Origin of the sequence: Streptomyces longisporus (genome assembly GCF_039532765.1) — a bacterium.
In the GTDB taxonomy this organism is placed as follows: domain Bacteria; phylum Actinomycetota; class Actinomycetes; order Streptomycetales; family Streptomycetaceae; genus Streptomyces; species Streptomyces longisporus.
In genome coordinates this window covers 166310-190723 of the sequence record NZ_BAAASG010000024.1, presented here as the reverse complement: position 1 = coordinate 190723, position 24414 = coordinate 166310, and the positions used below count along the sequence as shown (strand labels likewise).

Annotated in this window: 21 protein-coding genes; 1 reads left to right on the top strand and 20 read right to left on the bottom strand. The window is 70.7% G+C overall.

Features of this window, described 5'->3' with window-relative positions; genetic code table 11:
• Positions 1–187 precede the first annotated feature (187 nt).
• The 14 genes from ABD355_RS38760 to pyrR form a co-directional block, all read right to left on the bottom strand.
• Positions 188–2341, bottom strand: coding sequence for a primosomal protein N' (locus ABD355_RS38760; protein WP_344405802.1), 2154 nt, complete (start codon positions 2339–2341; stop codon positions 188–190).
• Between the two features lie 394 nt (positions 2342–2735).
• Positions 2736–3944, bottom strand: coding sequence for a methionine adenosyltransferase (metK, locus tag ABD355_RS38755; protein WP_344405800.1), 1209 nt, complete (start codon positions 3942–3944; stop codon positions 2736–2738).
• Between the two features lie 239 nt (positions 3945–4183).
• A complete protein-coding gene (gene coaBC, locus ABD355_RS38750) occupies positions 4184–5386 on the bottom strand; it encodes a bifunctional phosphopantothenoylcysteine decarboxylase/phosphopantothenate--cysteine ligase CoaBC (RefSeq protein WP_344405799.1) in 1203 nt (400 codons plus the stop codon).
• A gap of 112 nt (positions 5387–5498) precedes the next feature.
• Positions 5499–5771 (bottom strand): DNA-directed RNA polymerase subunit omega, encoded by a 273-nt coding sequence (gene rpoZ, locus ABD355_RS38745; RefSeq protein WP_003977348.1) that lies wholly within the window; start codon positions 5769–5771, stop codon positions 5499–5501.
• 53 nt (positions 5772–5824) lie between these two features.
• Complete coding sequence (gene gmk / locus ABD355_RS38740; RefSeq protein ID WP_344405798.1) at positions 5825–6418, bottom strand: guanylate kinase; 594 nt, start codon at positions 6416–6418, stop codon at positions 5825–5827.
• 59 nt (positions 6419–6477) lie between these two features.
• The gene (locus tag ABD355_RS38735; RefSeq protein ID WP_003977346.1) at positions 6478–6801 is read right to left on the bottom strand and encodes an integration host factor; all 324 of its coding nucleotides are present in this window, start codon (positions 6799–6801) and stop codon (positions 6478–6480) included.
• Positions 6802–7111: 310 nt separating this feature from the next.
• Positions 7112–7957, bottom strand: coding sequence for an orotidine-5'-phosphate decarboxylase (gene pyrF, locus ABD355_RS38730; RefSeq protein ID WP_344405796.1), 846 nt, complete (start codon positions 7955–7957; stop codon positions 7112–7114).
• Positions 7954–9060 carry a quinone-dependent dihydroorotate dehydrogenase gene (locus ABD355_RS38725; RefSeq protein WP_344405795.1) on the bottom strand — a complete coding sequence of 369 codons (1107 nt, stop codon included), beginning with the start codon at positions 9058–9060 and terminating at the stop codon, positions 7954–7956. Before ABD355_RS38725 ends, pyrF begins: the two co-directional genes overlap by 4 nt.
• Positions 9061–9134: 74 nt before the next feature.
• Positions 9135–12443, bottom strand: coding sequence for a carbamoyl-phosphate synthase large subunit (carB, locus tag ABD355_RS38720; protein WP_344405794.1), 3309 nt, complete (start codon positions 12441–12443; stop codon positions 9135–9137).
• Entirely contained in the window at positions 12436–13578 is a 1143-nt protein-coding gene (carA, locus tag ABD355_RS38715) for a glutamine-hydrolyzing carbamoyl-phosphate synthase small subunit (protein ID WP_344405793.1), read from the bottom strand. The genes carB and carA overlap by 8 nt, the downstream gene beginning before the upstream one ends.
• The gene (locus tag ABD355_RS38710) at positions 13575–14135 is read right to left on the bottom strand and encodes a PH-like domain-containing protein (protein ID WP_344405792.1); all 561 of its coding nucleotides are present in this window, start codon (positions 14133–14135) and stop codon (positions 13575–13577) included. Before ABD355_RS38710 ends, carA begins: the two co-directional genes overlap by 4 nt.
• Positions 14132–15418: a dihydroorotase gene (locus ABD355_RS38705; RefSeq protein ID WP_344405790.1), complete on the bottom strand. Its 1287-nt coding sequence runs from the start codon at positions 15416–15418 to the stop codon at positions 14132–14134. The genes ABD355_RS38710 and ABD355_RS38705 overlap by 4 nt, the downstream gene beginning before the upstream one ends.
• A gap of 6 nt (positions 15419–15424) precedes the next feature.
• Positions 15425–16411: an aspartate carbamoyltransferase catalytic subunit gene (locus ABD355_RS38700; RefSeq protein ID WP_344405789.1), complete on the bottom strand. Its 987-nt coding sequence runs from the start codon at positions 16409–16411 to the stop codon at positions 15425–15427.
• Between the two features lie 82 nt (positions 16412–16493).
• Positions 16494–17084, bottom strand: coding sequence for a bifunctional pyr operon transcriptional regulator/uracil phosphoribosyltransferase PyrR (pyrR, locus tag ABD355_RS38695; RefSeq protein WP_344405788.1), 591 nt, complete (start codon positions 17082–17084; stop codon positions 16494–16496).
• Positions 17085–17337: 253 nt separating this feature from the next.
• On the opposite strand from pyrR, the gene bldD reads away from it, so the two are divergent.
• Entirely contained in the window at positions 17338–17838 is a 501-nt protein-coding gene (gene bldD, locus ABD355_RS38690) for a transcriptional regulator BldD (RefSeq protein ID WP_099927449.1), read from the top strand.
• Positions 17839–18002: 164 nt separating this feature from the next.
• Here the strand turns inward: bldD and nusB are convergent, their stop codons facing one another.
• The 6 genes from nusB to aroC all read right to left on the bottom strand — a co-directional run bounded on the left by nusB (position 18003) and on the right by aroC (position 24317).
• Positions 18003–18437, bottom strand: coding sequence for a transcription antitermination factor NusB (gene nusB / locus ABD355_RS38685; RefSeq protein WP_344405787.1), 435 nt, complete (start codon positions 18435–18437; stop codon positions 18003–18005).
• A gap of 2 nt (positions 18438–18439) precedes the next feature.
• Positions 18440–19006 (bottom strand): elongation factor P, encoded by a 567-nt coding sequence (gene efp / locus ABD355_RS38680; RefSeq protein ID WP_020117452.1) that lies wholly within the window; start codon positions 19004–19006, stop codon positions 18440–18442.
• A 51-nt stretch (positions 19007–19057) separates the two neighbouring features.
• Positions 19058–20164, bottom strand: a complete 1107-nt coding sequence (locus tag ABD355_RS38675) for an aminopeptidase P family protein (RefSeq protein ID WP_344405786.1) — start codon at positions 20162–20164, stop codon at positions 19058–19060.
• A gap of 172 nt (positions 20165–20336) precedes the next feature.
• Positions 20337–21203: a Pro-rich N-terminal domain-containing protein gene (locus ABD355_RS38670; protein ID WP_344405785.1), complete on the bottom strand. Its 867-nt coding sequence runs from the start codon at positions 21201–21203 to the stop codon at positions 20337–20339.
• Positions 21204–21489: 286 nt separating this feature from the next.
• Complete coding sequence (gene aroB, locus ABD355_RS38665) at positions 21490–23136, bottom strand: 3-dehydroquinate synthase (protein ID WP_344405783.1); 1647 nt, start codon at positions 23134–23136, stop codon at positions 21490–21492.
• A complete protein-coding gene (gene aroC / locus ABD355_RS38660; protein ID WP_344405782.1) occupies positions 23133–24317 on the bottom strand; it encodes a chorismate synthase in 1185 nt (394 codons plus the stop codon). The genes aroB and aroC overlap by 4 nt, the downstream gene beginning before the upstream one ends.
• Positions 24318–24414 lie beyond the last annotated feature (97 nt).

Sequence of the window (24414 nt, the reverse complement as noted above, 5' to 3'; positions counted from 1 at the left end):
GCCGGGCGGTCCCACCGAACGTCCCACAGCTTTGCCCAATGTCCGACGGCCACACCCGACCCGAGCCACTCGGCCTCAGCCGCTGTCCGGCGATCTCACCGACGTCACGCGGTTGCACCGCCCTTCAGCCGCACAGGGCACCCGGCCGCTGGACTCGCGGTCCAGTGACCCCGGCGCCGTACCACCCTCACCCGATGTCAGGCGGATCGATCCGCACCCGGACCAGGGCCTCGGCGGCCCCGCGTGCCATCCGCGCGGCCTGCGCGGCCTTCAGTGCCGAGGCCAGCGCGGCTCCGCGCCCGGGCGGTACGCGAACGAGTGCCCGCTCCCAGTGCTCCCCGGGCGGAGGCGCCCCCACCCGGCGCGGCCGGCCCGCTGCCGTGACCGGCAGTGGCACGGGTCCCAGCACCTCTGCCTCCCGGGGCAGTTCGGCCGTGCGCAGGAATTCGGCGACCGCCTCGCCGTCCCCGGACACCGCCGCCATCCGTGACACCGGCGGAAAGCCCAGCTCGGCCCGCTCGGCGAGCTCCCGCACCGCATGTCCGACGGGATCCCACCGCACCAGCGCCTGTACGGGCCGCAGAGTCGGCTCGGCGACGACCACCACCGTGCCGCCGGCACCCTGGGGCCGCACGAGGGCGGCGGCCGCGAGCCATCGCCGTAGCGCGTCCTCGCCGGCGCGTAGGTCGGGGCGGCCGAGCATCGCCCAGCCGTCCAGCAGCAGGGCCGCCGCATAGCCGCCCTCGGCGACGGGCTCGGCCCCCGGTGTGCTCACGACCAGCGCGGGCGCACCCGGCACGGTGTCCAGCACATGCTCACGCCCGGAGGTCCGCACCGGAACGGCGGGAAACGCCCGCCCCAACTCCTCGGCGGTGCGCCGCGCCCCCACGATCTGCGCCCGCAGCCGGAATCCGCCGCACTCCGGACAGTGCCAGCCGCTCTCGTCCCGCCCGCACCACCCGCACCGCAGCGCGGCCCCGGACTCCTGCCCCTCCAACGGGCCGGAGCAGTGCCGACACCGCGCGGGCGCCCGGCAGTTGGCGCACGCCATCCGAGGGACGTAACCCCGCCGGGGCACCTGCACCAGCACCGGCCCCTGCCGCAGCCCCTCCCGCACCGCCTGCCAGGCGAGGGTCGGCAACCGGGCGGCCCGGGCCGCCTCGTCCCGCGCGAGATCCGCGTCCCCCACGGTCCGCACCAGCGGCGCGGCGCCCCGCACCTGTTCCCGCCCGGCGACGAGCGGCCGGGCCCAGCCGCTCTCGACCAGCTGCGCCGCCTCGACGGTGCAGCTCCAACTGCCCAGCAGGAATGCGCACTTGTCCAGGGCAGCCCGCAGCAGCAGCACTTCCCTCGCATGCGGCTGCGGTGCGTGCTGCTCGCTGTGGCTGTCGTCCCCGTCGTCCCAGATGGCGACGAGGCCGAGATCCTGAACCGGGGCGAACATGGCGGCCCGTGTCCCGATGACCGCCCGGACGGCGCCCCGCCGCACGGCGAGCCACTCCCGGTACCGCTTCTCGGGGCCGGCGTCGGCGGTGAGCACCGCATGCCGCCCCTCCCCCAGCAGCGCGGTCAGCGCCGCGTCGACCCGGGCGACCGCCCGCCCGTCGGGCAGCACCACGAGCGCACCGCGCCCGGAGACCAGTGTCGCCGCCACGGCCCGCGCCAGCTCGTCGCTCCACTCGGGCCCCGGCAGCGCATTCCACACCGCCCGCGGCGCTCCCCCCGACGCGAGCGACTCCAAGAACGCGGCGCCCCGCTCGTACCGCGCCCAGGACGCCGCCTCCGGCATCGCCGGCGGCGGCAGCGGCTCGGGCGAGGGCCGCTGCTCGGCCCGCGCGCTGCGCGGCGGCACGGCGAGCTGGAGCACATCGGCAAGACTGCCCGCATACCGATCGGCAACGGCCCGGGCCAGCCCCAGCAACTCCTCGCTCAACACCCGCTCGGGAGACACGACCTGGGCCAACGCGGCAAGCGGACCGGAGTAGTCGGACTCGGCAAGCCTCTCGACGAGGAACCCGTCGATCAGCCCGCCGCCCTCGCGCCGCCCTTCCCGCACGCGATGCCGCCCGGCCCCGAACCGCACCCGCACCCGCACCCCGGGCTGAGCATCCGCATCGAGCTCCTCCGGCACCGCATAGTCGAAGTACCGGTCAAGGTGCAGCACTCCCTTGTCGACCAGCACCCGGGCGACCGGCAGCTCCTTGGCCAGCGCGGCCCCCCGCCAGGTCCGCGGCTTGGCCCTGGGCACCTCGGCCTTGCGCACGCTCTCCCTGATGAGCGCAAGCTGCTCGGGCGGCGCACCCTCCGCCCGGCCGTCCGTCCGCCCGTTCTCGCTGCTCACGCTTGCATTCTTACCAAACGCCACTGACAACCGACGCCGCCCGAGATCACCCCGGCCGCGGATCACGAACGCCGTCAGGCGCCTCCGCCTTGGGCCGCTCGGCCATACCGGTCCAAGACCGGCAGCAGGATTCGAACCTGCGAGGGGTCAACCCAGAAGTATCCGCAACCATCGCACCGGACCACGTCGGCTCTCCCGAGATCGGCACGGCAGCGGCATACGTTTCCAGAATCACCGCGCGCACGAAGCGCACTCCACCGAAGGAACCGCGGCCATCGCACCGGGAGATGATCAGCGTAGGCAGCGACCTGCACGGCGGGCGAGCGATTTACGACCGGAACGCACCGAGGCCCGGCTCCCCGAGGGAGCCGGGCCCGGTGAAGAACAGCGGAGCCTACAGCCCCGCCGCCTTGCGCAGCGCGTCCACGCGGTCCGTCTTCTCCCAGGTGAACTCGGGCAGCTCACGGCCGAAGTGGCCGTACGCCGCCGTCTGGGCGTAGATCGGTCGCAGCAGGTCGAGGTCACGGATGATCGCGGCCGGACGGAGGTCGAAGACCTCGTCGATCGCCTTCTCGATCTTCTCGTGGTCGATCTTGGCGGTGCCGAACGTCTCCACGAACAGACCGACGGGCTCGGCCTTGCCGATGGCGTACGCCACCTGCACCTCGCAGCGGGAGGCGAGGCCCGCGGCGACCACGTTCTTCGCCACCCAGCGCATCGCGTACGCGGCGGAGCGGTCGACCTTGGACGGGTCCTTGCCCGAGAAGGCGCCGCCGCCGTGGCGGGCCATGCCGCCGTAGGTGTCGATGATGATCTTGCGGCCGGTGAGGCCGGCGTCGCCCATCGGGCCGCCGATCTCGAAGCGGCCGGTCGGGTTGACCAGCAGACGGTAGCTGTCCGTGTCGAGCTTGATGCCGTCGTCCAGGAGCGCCTTCAGCTCGGCCTCGACGACGAACTCGCGGATGTCGGGGGCGAGGAGCGACTCCAGGTCGATGTCGCTCGCGTGCTGCGAGGAGACGACGACGGTGTCGAGGCGGACGGCCTTGTCGCCGTCGTACTCGATGGTGACCTGCGTCTTGCCGTCGGGGCGCAGGTAGGGGATGGTGCCGTTCTTGCGGACCTCGGACAGCCGGTTCGCCAGCCGGTGCGCCAGGAAGATGGGCAGCGGCATCAGGGTGGGCGTCTCGTCGGTCGCGTAACCGAACATCAGGCCCTGGTCGCCGGCGCCCTGGCGGTCCAGCTCGTCCTCGTCGCCCTCGACCCGGGACTCGTATGCCGTGTCGACACCCTGAGCGATGTCCGGGGACTGCGCGCCGATGGACACCGAGACACCGCAGGAGGCGCCGTCGAAGCCCTTCTTCGAGGAGTCGTAGCCGATCTCGAGGATCTTCTCGCGCACCAGCTGGGCGATCGGCGCGTAGGTCTTGGTGGTGACTTCACCGGCGACGTGCACCAGGCCGGTGGTGATCAGCGTCTCGACGGCGACCCGGGAGGTCGGGTCCTCGCGCAGAAGCGCGTCGAGAATGGTGTCGCTGATCTGGTCAGCGATCTTGTCGGGGTGACCCTCGGTCACGGACTCCGAGGTGAACAGGCGACGGGACACAACGCTCCCTGGGGTTGCAGCGGCTGCTGGCTGATCATTGGCGGACGGCCCGGAGGCTGCGCCCGTGGTCGTCCGAGAACAGTTTATCGGTCGTGCTCGGTCACCGACCCCCCTATCTCGCCCCTCGGGAGTGCTGTGACCTGCGGCACGGGCATTCTGCCCAATTCCGAGCGGCCTTGGCCAGGGTTGCCACGCCCTTGTCGCAGAGGTTTGAGGGGACCGAGAAGCGAATGAAACATTCAGTGAAGCCGCTCCGCCACCAGGTCCCAGACAGTTTCGGCCAGATGTTCCTTCGGCCCGTGCTGCACGGGGGTCTCGCTGCCGTCGGCGCCCAGCACCACTGCCTCGTTCTCCTCGGAGCCGAAGGTCTTGCGCTCCCCCACCTCGTTCACCACGAGGAGGTCACAGCCCTTGCGCTCCAGCTTGGTGCGGCCGTTGGCGAGGACGTCGTCGGTCTCCGCGGCGAAGCCGACGATCACCTGTCCGGGGCGGGCGCGCTCCGCCGAGATCTCCGCGAGGATGTCCGGATTCCGTACCAGCACGATGGGCTCCGGGTCCTGGCCGTCCTTCTTCTTGATCTTCCCGGCCGCGTAGTTCTGCGGCCGGAAGTCCGCCACCGCTGCGGCCATGACGACGGCGTCCGCGTCCGGGGTCGCCTTCAGCACCGCCTCGCGCAGCTGCACGGCCGTGCCCACCTGGACGACGTCCACGCCCGCCGGGTCCGGCAGGCCGGTGTTCGCGGCGATGAGCGTGACGCGGGCGCCGCGCGCGGCCGCGGTGCGGGCGAGGGCGTAGCCCTGCTTGCCGGAGGAGCGGTTGCCGAGGAAGCGCACCGGGTCCAGGGGTTCGCGGGTGCCGCCGGCGCTGACGACGACGTGCCGCCCCTTGAGGTCGGGTTCGGTGACGCCTCGGGACAGCACGCGGCGGCAGATCGCGTAGATCTCCGTCGGGTCGGGCAGGCGGCCCTTGCCGGTGTCGACGCCGGTCAGACGGCCGACGGCCGGTTCGATGACGAGGGCGCCGCGGCGGCGCAGCGTGGCCACGTTCTCCTGGGTGGCCGGGTGTTCCCACATCTCCGTGTGCATGGCGGGTGCGAAGACGACGGGACAGCGGGCGGTCAGGAGCGTGTTCGTGAGCAGGTCGTCGGCCAGGCCGTGGGCGGCCTTGGCGAGGATGTCGGCGGTCGCCGGGGCGACGACGACAAGATCGGCGTGCTGCCCGATGCGGACGTGCGGGACCTCGTGGACGTCGTCCCAGACCTCCGTGGAGACGGGGTTGCCGGAGAGGGCGGACCAGGTGGCGGCGCCGACGAAGTGCAGCGCGGAGGCGGTGGGCACCACGCGTACGTCATGGCCGGACTCGCTCAGTCTGCGCAGCAGCTCACAGGCCTTGTAGGCGGCGATGCCACCGCTGACCCCCAGCACGACCTTGGGCTTGTCCACCGTCTCTCCCCGGCTCGGCACCATACGAGTCCATCAACGACTCCATCACACACCACAGGCCCGACAGTCGCGCTGTCGGGCCTGTGGAAAAGCCAACTGCAATACGAAAGTACTACTGCGCCGGGCCCTCGATGGCCTCGGACGTCAGCAGACCGGCGTTGATCTCGCGCAGGGCGATCGAGAGCGGCTTCTCGTGGACGTGGGTGTCGACGAGCGGACCGACGTACTCGAGGAGGCCCTCGCCGAGCTGCGAGTAGTACGCGTTGATCTGGCGGGCACGCTTGGCCGCGTAGATCACGAGGCTGTACTTCGAGTCGGTGGCCTCGAGGAGCTCGTCGATCGGCGGGTTGATGATGCCCTCGGGCGCGGAGATGGAAGAGGACACGCTCTACCTTCCGATGGATGGGAAAAGATCGGTCGTGATCACATCACTCGTGATCACAGGACATCCATCAAGGCTAGCAGCTCGCGAGCCACGTCCTCGACGGAGGTGTTGACCAAGGTCATGTCGAACTCCGGCTCGGCCGCCAGCTCGATCTTGGCTGCGTCGAGACGGCGCTCGATCACCTCTGGCGGCTCGGTCCCCCGGCCGGTGAGTCTGCGCACGAGCTCCTCCCACGAGGGCGGAGCCAGGAACACCAGCCGGCCGTCCGGCATGGTCTCGCGGACCTGCCGGGCGCCCTGGAGGTCGATCTCCAGGAGGACCGGGACGCCGTCCTCCAGGTGCTCCAGCACGGCCGCACGCGGCGTGCCGTAGCGGTTGCCGGCGAACTCGGCCCACTCCAGCAGCTCGCCGTTGGCGATCAGCTTGTCCATCTCCTCGTCGGTGACGAAGAAGTAGTGGACTCCGTGCTTCTCGCCGGGGCGGGGCCTGCGGGTCGTCGCCGACACCGAGAGCCAGACCTCGGGGTGTTCCTTGCGCATATGAGCGACGACCGTGCTCTTGCCGACCCCGGAGGGGCCGGAGAGCACGGTCAGCCGCGGACGTACGTCCGGGGGCTCGGGGGTCGTCCCCCGGAATGTTGCAGCCATGCAGCGATTATTCCAGCAATCCCGGAGTGCCCGGGACCCCCGGTCCGCAGCGGCCGGACTCAGGAGCCGGTGCTGCCGAACTCACGCTCCAGGGAAGCAATCTGGTTGGAACCGAGGCCGCGTACCCGGCGGCTCTCGGAGATGCCCAGACGCTCCATGATCTGCTTGGCGCGGACCTTGCCCACGCCAGGCAGGGACTCGAGCAGGGCGGAGACCTTCATCTTGCCGATGACGTCGTTCTCCTGGCCCTGCTTGATGACCTCGTGCAGGGAGGCGCCGGAGTGCTTGAGTCGATTCTTGACCTCGGCCCGCTCCCGGCGAGCCGCGGCGGCCTTTTCGAGCGCGGCTGCGCGCTGTTCAGGGGTAAGGGGCGGAAGAGCCACGCCTACGTCACCTCGGATGTCGAACTGTCGGATACGGACCGGTGAGGAACCTAGTCGCCCCACACCTGGGGAGCCACGAGCAACACGCTTGCCCTTTGACTCTCGTCGGAGACTAGCGGGCGAGCGCGCCAGAGTCAGCGAGAACAGCGGAAAAGTCCTGGTCAGCCTCTGTCAGGCCGGACATTTAGGACATAATGCCCCGGATTTGAGGATGTATTCAGACTCAAGCGGGCCCGGAAGCACCCGGCAAGCACTCATCGGAGGACTCGCGCGAGCGCCTCGAACACCCGCTACGACCGTCGCGAAAGCCTCATACGGCTCCCACCGCGGCCCTGATCTCCTCCGCGAAGCGCTCCGCAGCCGCCCGCAGCCTCCCGGCGTCGGGACCGTGCCGCAGCACCCCCCGGCTGACGTTCGGCACGACGTTGCGGACCGCGCTGCCGAAGACGGCGGGAAGGTCGGCCGCGGTCGCGCCCTGGGCGCCGATGCCGGGTGCCAGGAGCGGCCCGTTGATGTCCAGGTCGTACGACGACAGGTCGCCCAGCGTGGCGCCGACGACGGCCCCGAACGACCCCAGGGGCTCCTCCCCCGCGTTCTCGGCGGCGAGGTGCCCCAGCATCGTCGCCCCGATGTTCCGTCCGTCGGTGCGCACCGCGTGCTGCACCTCGCCGCCCTCCGGGTTTGAGGTCAGCGCGAGCACGAACAGACCGGTGCCGCTCTCCCGGGCGAGCGCGACGGCCGGGGAGAGGGAGCCGTAGCCGAGATAGGGCGAGACGGTGAGCGCGTCCGAGAAGAGCGGGGAGTCCTTGTGCAGGAAGGTCTCGGCGTACGCCGCCATGGTCGAGCCGATGTCGCCGCGCTTGGCGTCCATCACCACCAGCGCTCCGGCCGCCCGCGCCTGAGCCACCGACTTCTCCAGGACCGCGATGCCGCGCGAGCCGAAGCGCTCGAAGAACGCGCTCTGCGGCTTGAGCACGGCGACCCGGTCGGCCATCGCCTCGACGACCGTGCGGCTGAACCGCTCCAGACCGGCGACGTCGTCGTTCAGGCCCCACTCGGCCAGCAGGGAGGCGTGCGGGTCGATGCCGACGCAGAGCGCCCCGCGCTCGTCCATGGCGCGGCGAAGGCGTGCGCCGAAGGGTTCGAGAGAGCTCATGCCGTCTTCCTCACGTCGGCGCCGACCGCGTCGGCGAGGGTGGCGTACGGGCTGGTGCCCAGGCGGGCGGCGAGGCCCTTGTGGATGGCACGGCCCCAGAAGGGCCCTTCGTAGATGAAGGCGCTGTAGCCCTGTACCAGCGTGGCGCCGGCCAGGATGCGCTGCCAGGCGTCCTCGGCGTTCTCGATGCCGCCGACGCCCACGAGCGTGATGCGGTCGCCCACGCGCGCGTAGAGGCGGCGCAGCACCTCCAGGGAGCGGGCCTTCAGGGGAGCGCCGGACAGTCCGCCGGTCTCCTTCACCAGCGAGGGTTCTGATTTCAGACCGAGGCCCTCGCGCGCGATGGTGGTGTTCGTGGCGATGATCCCGTCCAGGCCGAGCTCGACGGCCAGGTCGGCGACCGCGTCGACGTCCTCGTCCGCGAGGTCGGGCGCGATCTTCACCAGGAGGGGCACCCGGCGGTGGGCGACGATACGGTCGGCGGCCTCGCGGACGGCGCTCAGGAGCGGCCGCAGCGCCTCGGTGGCCTGCAGGTTGCGCAGGCCGGGCGTGTTCGGGGAGGAGACGTTCACGACCAGGTAGTCGGCGTACGGTGCCAGCCGCTCGGTCGACTTCACGTAGTCGGCGACGGCCTCCGCCTCGGGGACGATCTTGGTCTTGCCGATGTTGACGCCCACGACGGTCCTGAAAACCGGCTCACGGGACGCGAGACGGGCCGCGACGGCCAGCGAGCCCTCGTTGTTGAAGCCCATGCGGTTGATCAGCGCACGGTCCTTCACGAGCCGGAACAGGCGCTTCTTGGGGTTGCCGGGCTGTGCCTCCCCGGTGACCGTGCCGATCTCGACGTGGTCGAAGCCGAGCATCGACATGCCGTCGATCGCGACCGCGTTCTTGTCGAAGCCGGCGGCGAGCCCGAAGGGCCCGTGCATCCGCAGCCCGAAGGCCTCCGTACGCAGCTCCTTGTAGCGGGGCGCGAGGGCGGCGGCGACGAAGGTGCGCAGCACGGGGATGCGGACGGCGAGGCGGATCCAGCGGAAGGCCAGGTGGTGGGCCTGCTCCGGGTCCATCCGTTTGAAAACCAGACGGAAGAAAAGCTTGTACATGTCGGTGTCCTCTTGAAGCGTCGACGAGCCTCATGAAGAGGGGGACACCGTTTCCGGTGTCCCCCTCAGGGCTGCTAGTCGCGGGCCGCGGTCAGGTGTTCCGCGTGTTCCTGGAGCGAACGGACGCCCACGTCGCCGTGGTTGAGGGCGTCGATGCCCTGGACGGCTGCGGCGAGCGCCTGCACCGTCGTCAGGCACGGCACCGAACGCGCCACGGCCGCCGTACGGATCTCGTAGCCGTCGAGGCGGCCGCCGGTGCCGTACGGGGTGTTGACGATGAGGTCGACCTCGCCGTCGTGGATGTGCTGGACGATGGTCTTCTCGCCGTTCGGGCCGGTGCCCTCGGACTGCTTGCGCACGACGGTGGCGTTGATGCCGTTGCGCTTGAGGACCTCGGCGGTGCCGGAGGTGGCGAGCAGCTCGAAGCCGTGGGCGACGAGTTCGCGCGCCGGGAAGATCATCGAGCGCTTGTCGCGGTTGGCGACCGAGATGAACGCCCGGCCCTTGGTGGGCAGCGGGCCGTAGGCGCCCGCCTGCGACTTGGCGTACGCCGTGCCGAAGACGGAGTCGATGCCCATGACCTCGCCGGTGGAGCGCATCTCCGGGCCGAGGACGGTGTCGACGCCGCGGCCGTGGATGTCCCGGAAGCGGGACCACGGCATGACGGCCTCCTTGACGGAGATCGGCGCGTCGAGCGGGAGCTCGCCGCCGTCGCTGTTCGCCGGCAGCAGGCCCTCGGCGCGCAGTTCGGCGATGGTCGCGCCCAGCGAGATCCGGGCGGCGGCCTTCGCGAGCGGCACCGCGGTGGCCTTCGAGGTGAAGGGGACGGTGCGGGAGGCGCGCGGGTTGGCCTCCAGGACGTAGAGGATGTCCCCGGCCATCGCGAACTGGATGTTGATCAGACCGCGGACGCCGACGCCCTTGGCGATGGCCTCCGTGGAGGCGCGCAGCCGCTTGATGTCGAAGCCGCCGAGGGTGATCGGGGGCAGGGCGCAGGCCGAGTCGCCGGAGTGGATGCCGGCCTCCTCGATGTGCTCCATGACACCGCCGAGGTAGAGCTCCTGGCCGTCGTAGAGCGCGTCGACGTCGATCTCGATGGCGTCGTCGAGGAAGCGGTCGACGAGGACCGGCCGGGAGGGGCTGATCTCGGTCGACTCGGCGATGTAGGTCGACAGCCGGGTCTCGTCGTAGACGATCTCCATGCCGCGTCCGCCGAGTACGTACGAGGGTCGCACCAGGACCGGGTAGCCGATCTCGTCGGCGATGGCCTTGGCCTCGGCGAAGGTGGTGGCGGTGCCGTGCTTGGGGGCCGGCAGTCCGGCCTCGGCGAGCACGCGCCCGAAGGCGCCGCGGTCCTCGGCGGCGTGGATGGCCTCCGGCGAGGTGCCCACGATCGGCACGCCGTTGTCCTTCAGCGCCTGCGAGAGGCCCAGCGGGGTCTGGCCGCCGAGCTGGACCACCACGCCCGCCACCGGGCCCGCCTGCTGCTCGGCGTGGACGATCTCCAGCACGTCTTCCAGCGTCAGCGGCTCGAAGTACAGGCGGTCGGAGGTGTCGTAGTCCGTGGAGACGGTCTCCGGGTTGCAGTTGACCATCACCGTCTCGTAGCCCGCGTCGCTCAGCGCGAAGGAGGCGTGGACGCAGGAGTAGTCGAACTCGATGCCCTGGCCGATGCGGTTGGGGCCGGAGCCCAGGATGATGACCGCGGGCTTCTCGCGGGGTGCGACCTCGGTCTCCTCGTCGTAGGAGGAGTAGAAGTACGGCGTCTTCGCGGCGAACTCGGCGGCGCAGGTGTCGACCGTCTTGTAGACCGGGCGGATGCCCAGCGCGTGCCGGACCTCGCGCACGACGTCCTCGCGCAGGCCGCGGATCTCGGCGACCTGCTGGTCGGAGAAGCCGTGCCGCTTGGCCTCGGCCAGCAGCTCTCGGGTCAGCTCGGGCGCCTCGGCGAGCTCGTCCGCGATCTCCTTGATGAGGAAGAGCTGGTCGACGAACCAGGGGTCGATCTTCGTGTACTCGAAGACCTCCTCCTGGGTGGCGCCGGCGCGGATGGCCTGCATGACGGTGTTGATCCGGCCGTCGGTCGGGCGGACGGCCTCTTCGAGCAGCTGTGCCTTGTCGCCGGGGTCGCCGACGAAGGTGAACTGGCTGCCCTTCTTCTCCAGCGAGCGCAGCGCCTTCTGGAAGGCCTCGGTGAAGTTGCGCCCGATCGCCATGGCCTCGCCGACCGACTTCATGGTGGTGGTCAGCGTGGAGTCGGCCTGCGGGAACTTCTCGAAGGCGAACCGCGGGGCCTTCACGACCACGTAGTCGAGCGTCGGCTCGAAGGAGGCCGGCGTCTCCTGGGTGATGTCGTTCGGGATCTCGTCGAGGGTGTAGCCGACGGCCAGCTTGGCGGCGATCTTGGCGATCGGGAAGCCGGTCGCCTTGGAGGCGAGCGCCGAGGACCGCGACACGCGCGGGTTCATCTCGATGACGATCACGCGGCCGTCCTCGGGGTTGACCGCGAACTGGATGTTGCAGCCACCGGTGTCGACGCCGACCTCGCGGATGACCGCGATGCCGATGTCGCGCAGGATCTGGTACTCGCGGTCGGTCAGCGTCATCGCGGGCGCGACGGTGATCGAGTCGCCGGTGTGCACGCCCATGGGGTCGAAGTTCTCGATGGAGCAGACGACCACGACGTTGTCGTGCTTGTCGCGCATCAGCTCCAGCTCGTACTCCTTCCAGCCGAGGATGGACTCCTCCAGGAGCACCTCGGTGGTCGGCGAGAGCGTGAGGCCCTGGCCTGCGATGCGGCGCAGCTCCTCCTCGTCGTGCGCGAAGCCGGAGCCGGCGCCGCCCATGGTGAAGGAGGGGCGGACGACGACCGGGTAGCCGCCGAGCGTCTCGACGCCCGCGAGGACGTCGTCCATGGAGTGGCAGATGACCGAGCGGGCGGACTCGCCGTGCCCGATCTTCTGGCGGACGGCCTCGACGACCTCCTTGAAGAGGTCACGGTCCTCGCCCTTGTTGATGGCCTCGACATTGGCGCCGATCAGCTCGACGCCGTACTTGTCGAGGGTGCCCGCCTCGTGCAGCGAGATGGCCGTGTTGAGGGCCGTCTGGCCGCCCAGGGTGGGCAGGAGCGCGTCGGGGCGCTCCTTGGCGATGATCTTCTCGACGAACTCCGGGGTGATCGGCTCGACGTACGTGGCGTCGGCGATCTCCGGGTCGGTCATGATCGTCGCCGGGTTGGAGTTGACGAGGATGACCCGCAGGCCTTCGGCGCGCAGGATGCGGCACGCCTGGGTGCCGGAGTAGTCGAACTCGGCGGCCTGGCCGATGACGATCGGGCCGGAGCCGATGACCAGGACGGACTGGATATCGGTGCGCTTAGGCACGCTGGCCCTCCATCAGGGTTACGAAGCGGTCGAACAGGTAGGCGGCGTCGTGCGGGCCGGCGGCCGCTTCGGGGTGGTACTGGACGCTGAAGGCGGGCTGGTCGAGCAGCTGGAGGCCCTCCACCACGTCGTCGTTCAGGCAGACGTGGGAGACCTCCGCCCGCCCGAACTTCGTCTCGCTGACCTTGTCGAGCGGCGCGTCCACGGCGAAACCGTGGTTGTGCGCGGTGACCTCGACCTTGCCGGTCGTGCGGTCCTGCACCGGCTGGTTGATGCCGCGGTGGCCGTACTTGAGCTTGTACGTGCCGAAGCCGAGCGCGCGGCCCAGGATCTGGTTGCCGAAGCAGATGCCGAACAGCGGGGTCCTGCGCTCCAGCACGCCCTGCATGACGGAGACGGCGTGGTCGGCGGTGGCCGGGTCACCGGGACCGTTGGAGAAGAACACACCGTCGGGGTTGACGGCGTACACGTCCTCGACGGTCGCGGTGGCGGGCAGCACGTGCACCTCGATGCCGCGCTCGGCCATGCGGTGCGGGGTCATGCCCTTGATGCCGAGGTCGATGGCAGCCACGGTGAACTTCTTCTCACCGATCGCCGGGACGACGTACGCCTCCTTGGTGGCGACCTCGGCGGAGAGGTCGGCGCCCTTCATCTCGGGGGCCTGGCGGACCTCGGCGAGCATGGTGCCCTCGTCGGGCAGCGCGTTGCCGGAGAAGATGCCCACCCGCATGGCCCCGCGCTCGCGCAGATGACGCGTGAGCGCGCGCGTGTCGATGCCGGAGATCCCGACGACGCCCTGGTGGCGCAGCTCCTCGTCGAGCGAGCGGCGGGAGCGCCAGTTGGACGGCACGCGCGCGGGGTCGCGCACGACGTATCCGGCGACCCAGATCCGCTTGCTCTCCGGGTCCTCGTCGTTGACGCCGGTGTTGCCGACGTGCGGGGCGGTCATCACGACGACCTGGCGGTGGTACGAGGGGTCGGTCAGGGTCTCCTGGTAGCCGGTCATGCCGGTCGAGAAGACCGCCTCGCCGAAGGTCACCCCCACGGCCCCGTAGGCGCGACCGCGGAAGATCCGGCCGTCCTCCAGGACGAGTACGGCGGGAACCTTGGCGGCTCCCCTGGTGGAGGTTGTCATCGTGCGCCTTCCGTCTTGTTGATCATCAGGTTCAGGGCCTCGACCCATTCGGTGTGCTCGGCCGCGCGGTCCGAGCGGAAGCCGGAGTCGATCAGCCGTTCGCCGTGCGCCCAGGTCACCACGAGCAGCCCGCCTTCGGTCAGGACCTTGCCGGCGATGCCCTTGTCGAGCCGGGCCTCGCGCAGTTGCGCGGCCGGGACGAAGAAATCGCTCGCACCGGGGCGTACGACATCCAGTCCCCCGTCCGTCAGGGTGAGCTCGACCCGGCTGCGGGTGCCGAGGCCGTGCGCGACGATGCGGTCCAGCCACTGCCCGGCGGTGGTGGAGCCGTGATAGCGGCCACTCATCGTCAGTCTCGCCTCGCCCGGCTCGTCCGGCGCGCCGGGCAGCTCCGGCAGGTCACCCTGGAGCGTGCCGCGCCACTTCCAGCCCTCGCGCATCAGCCAGTAGACGAGCGCGATGAACAGGGCGAGCCCGACGAGCCAGCCGATCCGGGCGGCCCAGTCGGTGACCTCGGCCGACTTCTTCTCGGCTGCGAGCAGGATTACAGATGTCACGTGAGCTTCCCGTCGACGAGCGTGGCCTTGCCCCGGAGCCACGTGTGCGTGACACGGCCCGGCAGCTCACGCCCCTCGTACGGAGTGTTGCGGCTGCGCGAGGCGAAGCCCGCGGGGTCCACGGACCCACGGTATTGCGTGTCGACGAGCGTGAGGTTGGCGGGCTCACCAGCCGAGACGGGACGCCCGTGTCCCTTGGCCTGCCCGATCCGGGCGGGCGTGAAGGACATGCGGTCGGCGACCTCGGCCCAGTTGATCAGCCCGGTGTCCACCATGGTCTCCTGCACCACTGACAACGCGGTCTCCAGGCCGACCATCCCCATGGCGGCGGCGGCCCACTCGCAGTCCTTGTCCTCGTGCGGGTGCGGTGCGTGGTCGGTGGCGACGATGTCGATCGTGCCGTCGGCGAGCGCCTCACGCAGGGCGAGGACATCGCGCTCGGTGCGCAGCGGCGGGTTCACCTTGTAGACCGGGTTGTACGTCCGCACCAGCTCGTCGGTGAGGAGCAGGTGGTGCGGGGTGACCTCGGCGGTGACGTCGATGCCGCGGGACTTGGCCCAGCGGACGATCTCGACGGACCCGGCGGTCGACAGATGGCAGATGTGGACGCGGGAGCCGACGTGCTCGGCGAGCAGGACATCCCGGGCGATGATCGATTCTTCGGCCACCGCGGGCCAGCCGCCGAGGCCCAGCTCGGCGGAGACGATGCCCTCGTTCATCTGGGCGCCCTCGGTCAGCCGCGGCTCCTGCGCGTGCTGGGCGACGACCCCGCCGAAGGCCTTCACGTACTCCAGCGCCCGGCGCATGATCACGGCGTCGTCGACGCACTTGCCGTCGTCGGAGAAGACGGTGACACCGGCGGCCGACTCGTGCATGGCGCCCAGCTCGGCGAGCTTCTTGCCCTCCAGGCCGACGGTGACGGCGCCGATGGGCTGCACATCGCAGTAGCCGTGCTCCTGGCCGAGCCGGTAGACCTGCTCGACGACGCCGGCGGTGTCGGCGACCGGGAAGGTGTTGGCCATGGCGAACACGGCCGTGTAGCCGCCGCTCGCCGCCGCGCGCGTGCCGGTCAGCACCGTCTCGGAGTCCTCGCGGCCCGGCTCGCGCAGATGGGTGTGCAGGTCGACCAGCCCCGGCAGCAGCACCTTGCCGGCCGCCTCGACGACCTCGGCGCCCTCGTCACTGAGACCGACGCCCACCTCGGCGATCGTCGTGCCGTCGATCAGCACGTCCTGCGGCTCGCCGCCGAGCACCTTCGCACCACGGATCAGGATCTTGCTCATCTGTGCTTACTTCTCCTCGGAACCGGTGGGGCGGGTGTGGGTGACGGCGGGCTCGTTTCCACCGAGCAGCAGATACAGAACGGCCATCCGGATGGAGACTCCGTTTGCGACCTGCTCGACGACGGTGCAGCGCTCGGAGTCGGCGACCTCGGCGGTGATCTCCATGCCGCGGACCATCGGGCCGGGGTGCATCACGATGGCGTGCTCGGGCATCCGCGCCATCCGGTCTCCGTCGAGGCCGTAGCGCCGCGAGTACTCGCGCTCGGTCGGGAAGAACGCGGCGTTCATGCGCTCTCGCTGCACGCGCAGCATCATCACCGCGTCGGACTTGGTCAGGGTGGAGTCGAGGTCGTAGGACACCTCGCAGGGCCAGGTCTCGACGCCGACCGGCACCAGCGTGGGCGGCGCGACGAGGGTGACCTCGGCGCCCAGCGTGTGCAGCAGGTCGACGTTGGAGCGGGCGACCCGGCTGTGCAGCACGTCGCCGACGATCGTGATCCGCTTGCCGGACAGGTCCTGCCCTATCCCGGCGTCCCGGCCGACCAGGCGGCGGCGCATGGTGAACGCGTCGAGCAGGGCCTGGGTGGGGTGCTGGTGGGTGCCGTCGCCGGCGTTGATGACGGCCGCGTCGATCCAGCCGGAGTTGGCGAGGCGGTAGGGGGCCCCGGAGGCGCCGTGCCGGATGACCACGGCGTCGACGCCCATGGCCTCCAGGGTCTGGGCGGTGTCCTTCAGGGACTCGCCCTTGGAGACGCTCGACCCCTTGGCGGTGAAGTTGATGACGTCCGCGGACAGGCGCTTCTCCGCGGCTTCGAAGGAGATACGCGTGCGCGTGGAGTCCTCGAAGAAGAGGTTCACCACGGTACGGCCGCGCAGGGTCGGCAGTTTCTTGATCGGCCGGTCGGCGACCCGGGCCATCTCCTCGGCGGTGTCGAGGATCAGGACGGCGTCGTCGCGGGTGAGGTCGGCGGCCGAGATGAGATGACGCTGCATCTGTCAGGCTCCGTAAGGCAGTTCAGGGAGATTTCGGGCATACGGGCGCGCAGTTGCGCACTCGGAGTCGTACGGCCGAGTGCTACTGCTGCTCGCCCGGGGCGGCCGGCTTCGCACCGAGCAGCACGGTGTCGCGACCGTCCTCCTCGGCGAGCTGGACCTTGACCGTCTCCCGCAGCGACGTGGGGAGGTTCTTGCCGACGTAGTCGGCGCGGATGGGCAGTTCGCGGTGGCCGCGGTCGACGAGGACGGCGAGCTGCACCGCGCGCGGACGCCCGATGTCGTTCAGGGCGTCCAGGGCCGCGCGGATGGTGCGACCGGAGAAGAGCACGTCGTCGACGAGGACGACCAGGCGGCCGTCGATGCCGTCACCGGGGATCTCGGTCCGGGCCAGCGCACGCGGCGGATGCATGCGCAGGTCGTCGCGGTACATGGTGATGTCGAGCGAACCGACCGGGATCTTCCGGTCGGTGATCTCCTCCAGCTTGGCGGCGAGCCGCTGGGCAAGGAAGACCCCTCGGGTCGGAATGCCGAGGAGCACCACGTCGTCGGCGCCCTTGGCGCGCTCGACGATCTCGTGGGCGATGCGGGTCAGCACCCGCGCGATGTCGGGGCCTTCGAGAACCGGCCGCGCATCGGACGCCGGATTCCCGGATGTGTCCTGCTTGTCCATACGAAACGGACCTCCTTCTCCGCCTCACGGGACGGACCTTAAAGGACGTCGGATTTGCGCCATCCACGGTAGCAGGCCCGGGCGGCGCCCCTGATCACCCCCATGGCGTAATCGGCCACCGCGGCCACGGAAGAGTCGGTGTGGACCATTCGGCTTGACGCAGAAGAGTCACGCTGCGTAACCTCACAGTGAGTTACCAGACGCGCGGCTCGGAACCTCTGCAGCCGCGTCGACACAGTGTCCGGGGAGCTATATGTCCAGCGAATACGCCAAACAGCTCGGGGCCAAGCTCCGGGCCATCCGCACCCAGCAGGGCCTTTCCCTCCACGGTGTCGAGGAGAAGAGTCAGGGACGCTGGAAGGCGGTCGTGGTCGGTTCGTACGAGCGCGGCGACCGTGCCGTGACCGTACAGCGCCTCGCCGAACTGGCGGATTTCTATGGGGTCCCGGTGCAGGAGCTCCTGCCGGGCACCACCCCGGGCGGCGCCGCCGAGCCGCCGCCGAAGCTGGTCCTGGACCTGGAGCGGCTGGCGACCGTGCCGGCCGAGAAGGCGGGCCCGCTGCAGCGCTATGCGGCGACGATCCAGTCGCAGCGCGGTGACTACAACGGCAAAGTGCTGTCGATCCGCCAGGACGACCTGCGCACACTCGCCGTCATCTACGACCAGTCCCCCTCGGTCCTCACCGAGCAGCTGATCAGCTGGGGCGTGCTGGACGCGGACGCGCGCCGCGCGGTCGCCCACGAGGACGCCTGACATGGGCTGACCGCCCTGAGCAGAAACGTGCCGCCGGGGTGGCCGGAACTACACGGTTCCGGCCACCCCGGCGGCTTTCTGCGGCCCTCGAGGACCATGCAGGCACGGCAACGCCAGGGGGCCCGCAGCAGTCACGCTGCGGGCCCCCTGGCGATACCTGCCTCTTACGCCTCGTCGCGGCGCAGTGAGGGCTTCAGCTCCTTGAGCCGGCCCAGCAGGCCGTTGACGAACGCGGGCGACTCCTCGGTGGAGAACTCCTTCGCCAGCTGCACCATCTCGTCCAGCACGACGGCATCCGGGATCTCGTCGGCCCAGATCAGCTCGTAGGCGCCGAGACGCAGGACGTTGCGGTCCACGACCGGCATCCGGTCGAGCGTCCAGCCGACCGAGTACTGCGCGATCAGCTCGTCGATGCGCTTCGCGTGCTTCGCGTAGCCCTCGACCAGCTGCATCGTGTACTCGCTGACCGGCGGCTGCCGGGTGTCGTCCCGGGACAGCCGGATCCAGTCCGCGAGGACCGTCAGGACGTCGGCGCCGCGCTGGTCGCCCTCGAAGAGGATCTGGAAGGCGCGCTTGCGGGCCGTGTTGCGGGCAGCCACGGTTAGCTGTTCACCCGGCCGAGGTAGTCGCTCGTACGGGTGTCGACCTTGATCTTCTCACCGGTGGTGATGAAGAGCGGGACCTGGATCTGGTGGCCGGTCTCCAGCGTGGCGGGCTTGGTGCCGCCGGTGGAGCGGTCACCCTGCAGGCCCGGCTCGGTCTCCTGGACGACGAGCTCGACGGCGGCCGGGAGCTCGACGAAGAGCACCTCGCCCTCGTGCTGCGCGACGGTGGCCGTGAAGCCCTCGATGAGGAAGTTGGCGGCGTCGCCGACAGCCTTGCGGTCGACCATGAGCTGGTCGTAGGTCTCCATGTCCATGAAGACGAAGTACTCGCCGTCCATGTACGAGAACTGCATGTCGCGCTTGTCGACAGTGGCCGTCTCGACCTTGACGCCGGCGTTGAACGTCTTGTCGACGACCTTGCCGGAAAGCACGTTCTTCAGCTTGGTGCGCACGAAGGCCGGGCCCTTGCCGGGCTTGACGTGCTGGAACTCGACGACGGACCACAGCTGGCCGCCTTCGAGCTTGAGCACCAGGCCGTTCTTGAGGTCGTTCGTGGAAGCCACGGTTGCGGAATCTCCTGGACTGACGTGGACGACCCCGGCGCACGCACCTGCCTAGAGTGCGAGCAGCTCCTTGGTCGTGATGGTGAGTAGCTCGGGTCCGCCGTCCGCCTCGGGGCGGACGACGAGCGTGTCATCGATCCGGACGCCGCCCCGGCCCGGGAGGTGGACCCCCGGTTCGACGGTGACCGGCACGCAAGCGTCCAGTTTACCCATGGCCGCAGGGGCCAGCTGCGGGTCCTCGTCGATTTCGAGCCCCACGCCGTGCCCCGTCAGGGCCGGGAGCCCCTGCGCGTACCCCGCGGAATCCAGCACCTGACGTGCGGCGCGGTCCACATCGCGGCAGGCCGCGCCGGGCACCAGCGACTCCCGTCCGGCGCGCTGGGCGGCGAAGACGAGGTCGTACAGCTCGATCTGCCAGTCAGCGGGAGACGTGCCGATGACGAAGGTGCGACCGATCTCGCAGCGGTAGCCGCGGTAGGCGGCGCCCAGACATACGGAGAGGAAGTCGCCCTCCTCGACACGGCGGTCGGTGGGCCGGTGGGCACGTCTGCCGGCGTTGGGGCCGGTGGCGACGGAGGTCGGGAAGGCGGGACCGTCGGCGCCGTGGTCGACGAGACGCCGTTCCAGCTCCAGGGCGAGATGCCGTTCCGTGCGGCCGACGAGGATGGACTCCAGGAGTTCGCCGAGGGCCTGATCGGCGATCTCGGCGCCGATGCGCAGGCAGGAGATCTCCTCCTCGTCCTTGACGACCCTGAGCTGCTCCACGGCACCGGCGAGGTCGGTCAGGCGCAGGCGTGGCACGACCGAGCGGATCTCCCGGTGCCGGGCCACCGTGAGGTGGTGTTCCTCCACGGCGAGGGTGTCGGCGCGCTGGGCCTCGGCGAGGTCGGCGGCGGCCACCGCGGGATCGCCCGCGGTGCCGGGCAGGGTCTGCACGCGCAGCGCCTCGTCCGGTCGGCCCTCGGCCGGCCGGTCGTCCGGCGGGCCGGCGCAGAGCAGCAGGTCGTCGGTCTTGCCCAGGAGCAGGACGGCGCCCCGCGGGGCGGTGCCCGCGAGGTAGCGGACATTGGCGGGCCGCGAGATCAGCGCGGCCTGGCTGCCGCCGGCCTTGCAGCGGTCTCGCAGCCTTGCTCGGCGGAGTGCGTACACCTCTGACATGAGATGAGCGTAGGAGCGGTGGGGGAATTGTGCCGGTTGGGGTGTCGTTCGGGGGACGGGGTGCGGCTTCAGGTCGTATGCCCGGTGCGGGTCGGTGGGGTTGATCGCGCTCACGCGGCGGAGCCGCAGATCGATACAGCCCCGCGCCCCTGAAAGCCGCATTCCCCAGCGGTTACCAGTTCGGGGGGCTTGCGATGGACCTTGCGAGTACGTCGTCCAGGACCCGTGCCGTCTGCGGTACGTCCAGTTGGCTGTTGTCGATGATCGGGAGGCCCGAGCCGTACCAGCCCGCCATGCGGCCGTGGATGCGGGCGACCTCCTCGTCGGTGAGGCGGCGGTTGCCGGAGCGTTCCGCATTGCGTTCCAGGACGATCTCCAGGCCGGGAAGCAGCACGACCGGGAGGAGACCGGGGCCCACGTGGCGCTTCCAGCCGCCGAGGCCGACGACCGGGCGGTCGGGGAAGACGGCGTCGTCGAGGATGCAGGAGATGCCGTTGGCCAGGAAGTTCCGGGCGGCGAAGCCGCAGGTGCGGCGGGCCAGGCGGTACTGCGCCTCCGAGTGGTCGTTCCACCCCGACTGCGGGTCGGCGAAGCCGGAGCGGACCCATTCGCGTACGTCGTCGAGGCTGATGTGGGCGGTGGGGGCCCGGCGGTGGTCCGCCCAGTACTTGGCGACGCTCGTCTTGCCGGCGCCCGCGGGGCCGATGAGCAGCACCGCGAGGGTCGTGGCGGTGGGGTCGGGCGCGCTGGTGGCGGGCGGCGCGCTGGGCATGGCGACGGGGCCGCCGGGTGGCAGCGGGACGTGGCCGGTGGTGTCCGGGGCCGGTGGGGCCGGGGCGTGCTGCGGTGCGGGCGGGACCGGGGGCGAGGGCGCCCCGGGGTAGCCCGGTGCGGGGGGCGGCGGGGGCACGGGGACGGAGCCCTGGTGCGGGCCCGCCTGGTGCGGACCCGGCTGGTGTGCGGCCGGCGACCAGCCTCCGGCCGGTCCGTGCCCCGGCTGATGGGGCGGCGGCAGCGGAGAACCCACTGCGTGCTGCATCCGGTGCCACTCCGTCTCGTTCTTTGGGCGGTCCACCTCCGGGGCGCTGCAGCCGATCTCGAGAGCCCGACCGTGCTCAGCCCTTCGGGCCTCCGCGCCCTCGACCTCTCGACACCGGCGCGCCCCTTCGGCTCACTCGCCGCAGGCAATTGGCGCTGGCAGCGGGGCCCGAGGCCCGCTCCCTACCGAACGGTACCTGCCCCGGCCGCCGTTTGGTGAACGGCCGGGGCCGGCCCGAAGTGCCCATGTCCGTAAGGCGAATCGGACGGATGACGCTCCGGCGGACTTACTCGCCCACTTCGCCGTACGCGGCCAGCAGGACGGCCGGGTCCGGGCTCTCCAGGACGGTCGGCTTGGCCAGGCCGTCCAGGACGATGAAGCGCAGCAGGTCGCCGCGGGACTTCTTGTCGACCTTCATCGTCTCCAGCAGCTTGGGCCACTGGTCGTAGCGGTAGTGGAGGGGGAGACCGACCGATGCGAGGACCGTGCGGTGGCGGTCGGCTGTGGCGTCGTCCAACCGCCCTGCCAGACGGCCGAGTTCGGCGGCGAAGTGCATGCCGACCGAGACCGCGGCGCCGTGCCGCCACTTGTAGCGCTCGTTCTTCTCGATGGCGTGGCCCAGGGTGTGCCCGTAGTTGAGGATCTCCCTGAGACCCGCCTCCTTCAGGTCGGAGGAGACGACCTCGGCCTTGACCCTGATGGAGCGCTCGATGAGCTCGGCGGTGTGCGGGCCGGCGGGGGTCCGCGCGGCCTGCGGATCGGCCTCGATCAGCTCCAGGATGGCGGGGTCGGCGATGAAGCCGGCCTTGATGATCTCGGCGAGCCCGGAGACGTAGTCGTTGACCGGCAGGGAGTCCAGAGCCGCCAGGTCGCACAGCACACCGGCGGGCGGGTGGAAGGCGCCGACGAGGTTCTTGCCCTCGGCGGTGTTGATGCCGGTCTTGCCGCCGACCGCGGCGTCCACCATGGCCAGCACGGTGGTGGGGATCGCGATCCAGCGCACCCCGCGCAGCCAGGTGGCGGCCACGAAACCGGCGAGGTCCGTGGTGGCACCACCGCCGACGCCGACGATGACGTCGGTGCGGGTGAACCCGGACTGGCCGAGCGCCTTCCAGCAGTAGGCGGCGACCTCGGCGGTCTTGGCCTCCTCCGCGTTCGGCACCTGGATGGCGACGGCCTCGAAGCCCTGCCCGGCCAGGTCGGCACGGAGCGCGTCACCGGTCTCGGCGAGCGCCTCGGGGTGGACGACGGCGACCCGCTTGGCCTTGTCGCCGATCAACCCGCCCAGCTCGCCCAGCAGTTGACGCCCCACCAGGACCTCGTACGGGTCGGTGCCCGCGCTCCCGCCGACCTGAATCCTCGTAACTTGGCTTGCCACAACGTCCTCCGGCCGGGGGTCCGGGGGCTGCCCCCCGGAGTATGCAGTCTTCAACTCCAGTGCGTCCAGGACGACTTGGGTGACCTCTTCGGGCGTACGGCCGTCGGTGGCCACGACCGCCGTGGCCACCTCCTCGTACAGCGACCGCCGGGCCTCCATCAGCTCGCGCCACTGCTTGCGCGGGTTGACCGCGAGCAGCGGACGGGCCGCGTTCAGCCCGGTGCGCTTGACGGCCTCCTCGACGTCCATCGAGAGGTAGACGACCCGCTGTCCGGCCAGCAGCGCACGCGTGTCCGCGTCCAGGATGGAGCCGCCGCCCAGGGCGAGGACGCCATCGTGTTCGGCCAACGCCTTGTGCACGGCGGCCTTCTCGATCGCCCGGAAGACCGGCTCGCCCTCGTCGACGAAGATCTCCGCGATCGAACGGCCCTCGGCCGCCACGATGTCGTCGTCCGTGTCCCGGTAGCCGACCCCGAGCCGCTCGGCCAGCAACCTGCCGACGGTGGACTTGCCCACCCCCATCGGACCGACCAGCACCACCTCAGGAGCGGTCATCGGATGGCCAGGTGGTCGAGGTAGGACTGCACATTGCGGCGGGTCTCGGTGACCGAGTCGCCGCCGAACTTCTCCGCCACCGCATCCGCCAGCACCAGCGCCACCATCGCCTCCGCGACGATGCCGGCGGCAGGCACCGCGGACACGTCGGAGCGCTGGTGGTGTGCCTGGGTCGCCTCACCGGTGCTCACGTCGACGGTCTGCAGCGCGCGCGGCACGGTCGCGATCGGCTTCATCGCGGCACGCACCCGCAGCAGCTCACCGGTGGTCAGACCGCCCTCGGTGCCACCCGAGCGGCCCGAGACCCGGCGGATGCCCTCGGGCGTGTTGACGATCTCGTCGTGCGCCTTCGAGCCCGGCACCCGTGCCAGCTCGAACCCGTCACCGATCTCGACGCCCTTGATCGCCTGGATGCCCATGAGGGCTCCGGCCAGCCGGGCGTCCAGCTTGCGGTCCCAGTGCACGTGCGAGCCAAGGCCGACGGGGACGCCGTAGGCCAGGATCTCGACCACACCACCCAGGGTGTCGCCGTCCTTGTGGGCCTGGTCGACCTCGGCCACCATCGCCTTCGACGCATCCGCGTCCAGGCAGCGCAGCGGATCCGCGTCCAGCTTCTCCACATCCGCCGGCGTCGGGTACACGCCCTGCGGGGCCTTCACCGAACACAGCTCGACGACATGGCTGACGATCTCGATGCCGGCCGTCTCCTTCAGATACGACCGGGCCACCGCCCCCAGCGCCACCCGGGCCGCCGTCTCCCGCGCCGAGGCGCGTTCCAGGATCGGGCGGGCCTCATCGAAGCCGTACTTCTGCATCCCGGCGAGGTCGGCGTGGCCGGGACGCGGCCGGGTCAGCGGGGCATTGCGGGCCAGCCCCGCCAGGATCTCCGGGTCGACCGGGTCGGCCGCCATGACCTGCTCCCACTTGGGCCACTCGGTGTTGCCCACCATGACCGCGACCGGGGAACCGAGGGTCAGACCGTGCCGCACGCCGCCGAGGAAGGTGACCTCGTCACGCTCGAACTTCATGCGCGCACCGCGTCCATAACCGAGCCGGCGCCTGGCCAGGTGGTCCGCCACCATCTCCGTGGTGATCGGCACACCGGCGGGAAGGCCCTCCAGCGTCGCCACGAGTGCGGGACCGTGGGACTCCCCCGCGGTCAGCCAGCGCAACCTGCTCAACGGTGCTCCTCAGTTGCTCGCGCCCCGGTACTGCCCTGCGTACGCGCGTCCTCGCGTACGGCGACGGCCCGACCAGGTGCGCGGCCCTGGCCCGCCA

Excerpts from the sequence above, each read along its gene's own strand:
- carA (WP_344405793.1), bottom strand. The coding sequence starts at position 13,578 with ATGACAACCTCCACCAGGGGAGCCGCCAAGGTTCCCGCCGTACTCGTC.
- bldD (WP_099927449.1), top strand. The coding sequence starts at position 17,338 with ATGTCCAGCGAATACGCCAAACAGCTCGGGGCCAAGCTCCGGGCCATC.
- ABD355_RS38705 (WP_344405790.1), bottom strand. The coding sequence starts at position 15,418 with ATGAGCAAGATCCTGATCCGTGGTGCGAAGGTGCTCGGCGGCGAGCCG.
- ABD355_RS38725 (WP_344405795.1), bottom strand. The coding sequence starts at position 9,060 with ATGTACAAGCTTTTCTTCCGTCTGGTTTTCAAACGGATGGACCCGGAG.
- pyrF (WP_344405796.1), bottom strand. The coding sequence starts at position 7,957 with ATGAGCTCTCTCGAACCCTTCGGCGCACGCCTTCGCCGCGCCATGGAC.
- ABD355_RS38670 (WP_344405785.1), bottom strand. The coding sequence starts at position 21,203 with ATGCAGCACGCAGTGGGTTCTCCGCTGCCGCCGCCCCATCAGCCGGGG.
- pyrR (WP_344405788.1), bottom strand. The coding sequence starts at position 17,084 with ATGGACAAGCAGGACACATCCGGGAATCCGGCGTCCGATGCGCGGCCG.
- gmk (WP_344405798.1), bottom strand. The coding sequence starts at position 6,418 with ATGGCTGCAACATTCCGGGGGACGACCCCCGAGCCCCCGGACGTACGT.
- ABD355_RS38700 (WP_344405789.1), bottom strand. The coding sequence starts at position 16,411 with ATGCAGCGTCATCTCATCTCGGCCGCCGACCTCACCCGCGACGACGCC.
- ABD355_RS38675 (WP_344405786.1), bottom strand. The coding sequence starts at position 20,164 with ATGTCAGAGGTGTACGCACTCCGCCGAGCAAGGCTGCGAGACCGCTGC.
- aroB (WP_344405783.1), bottom strand. The coding sequence starts at position 23,136 with ATGACCGCTCCTGAGGTGGTGCTGGTCGGTCCGATGGGGGTGGGCAAG.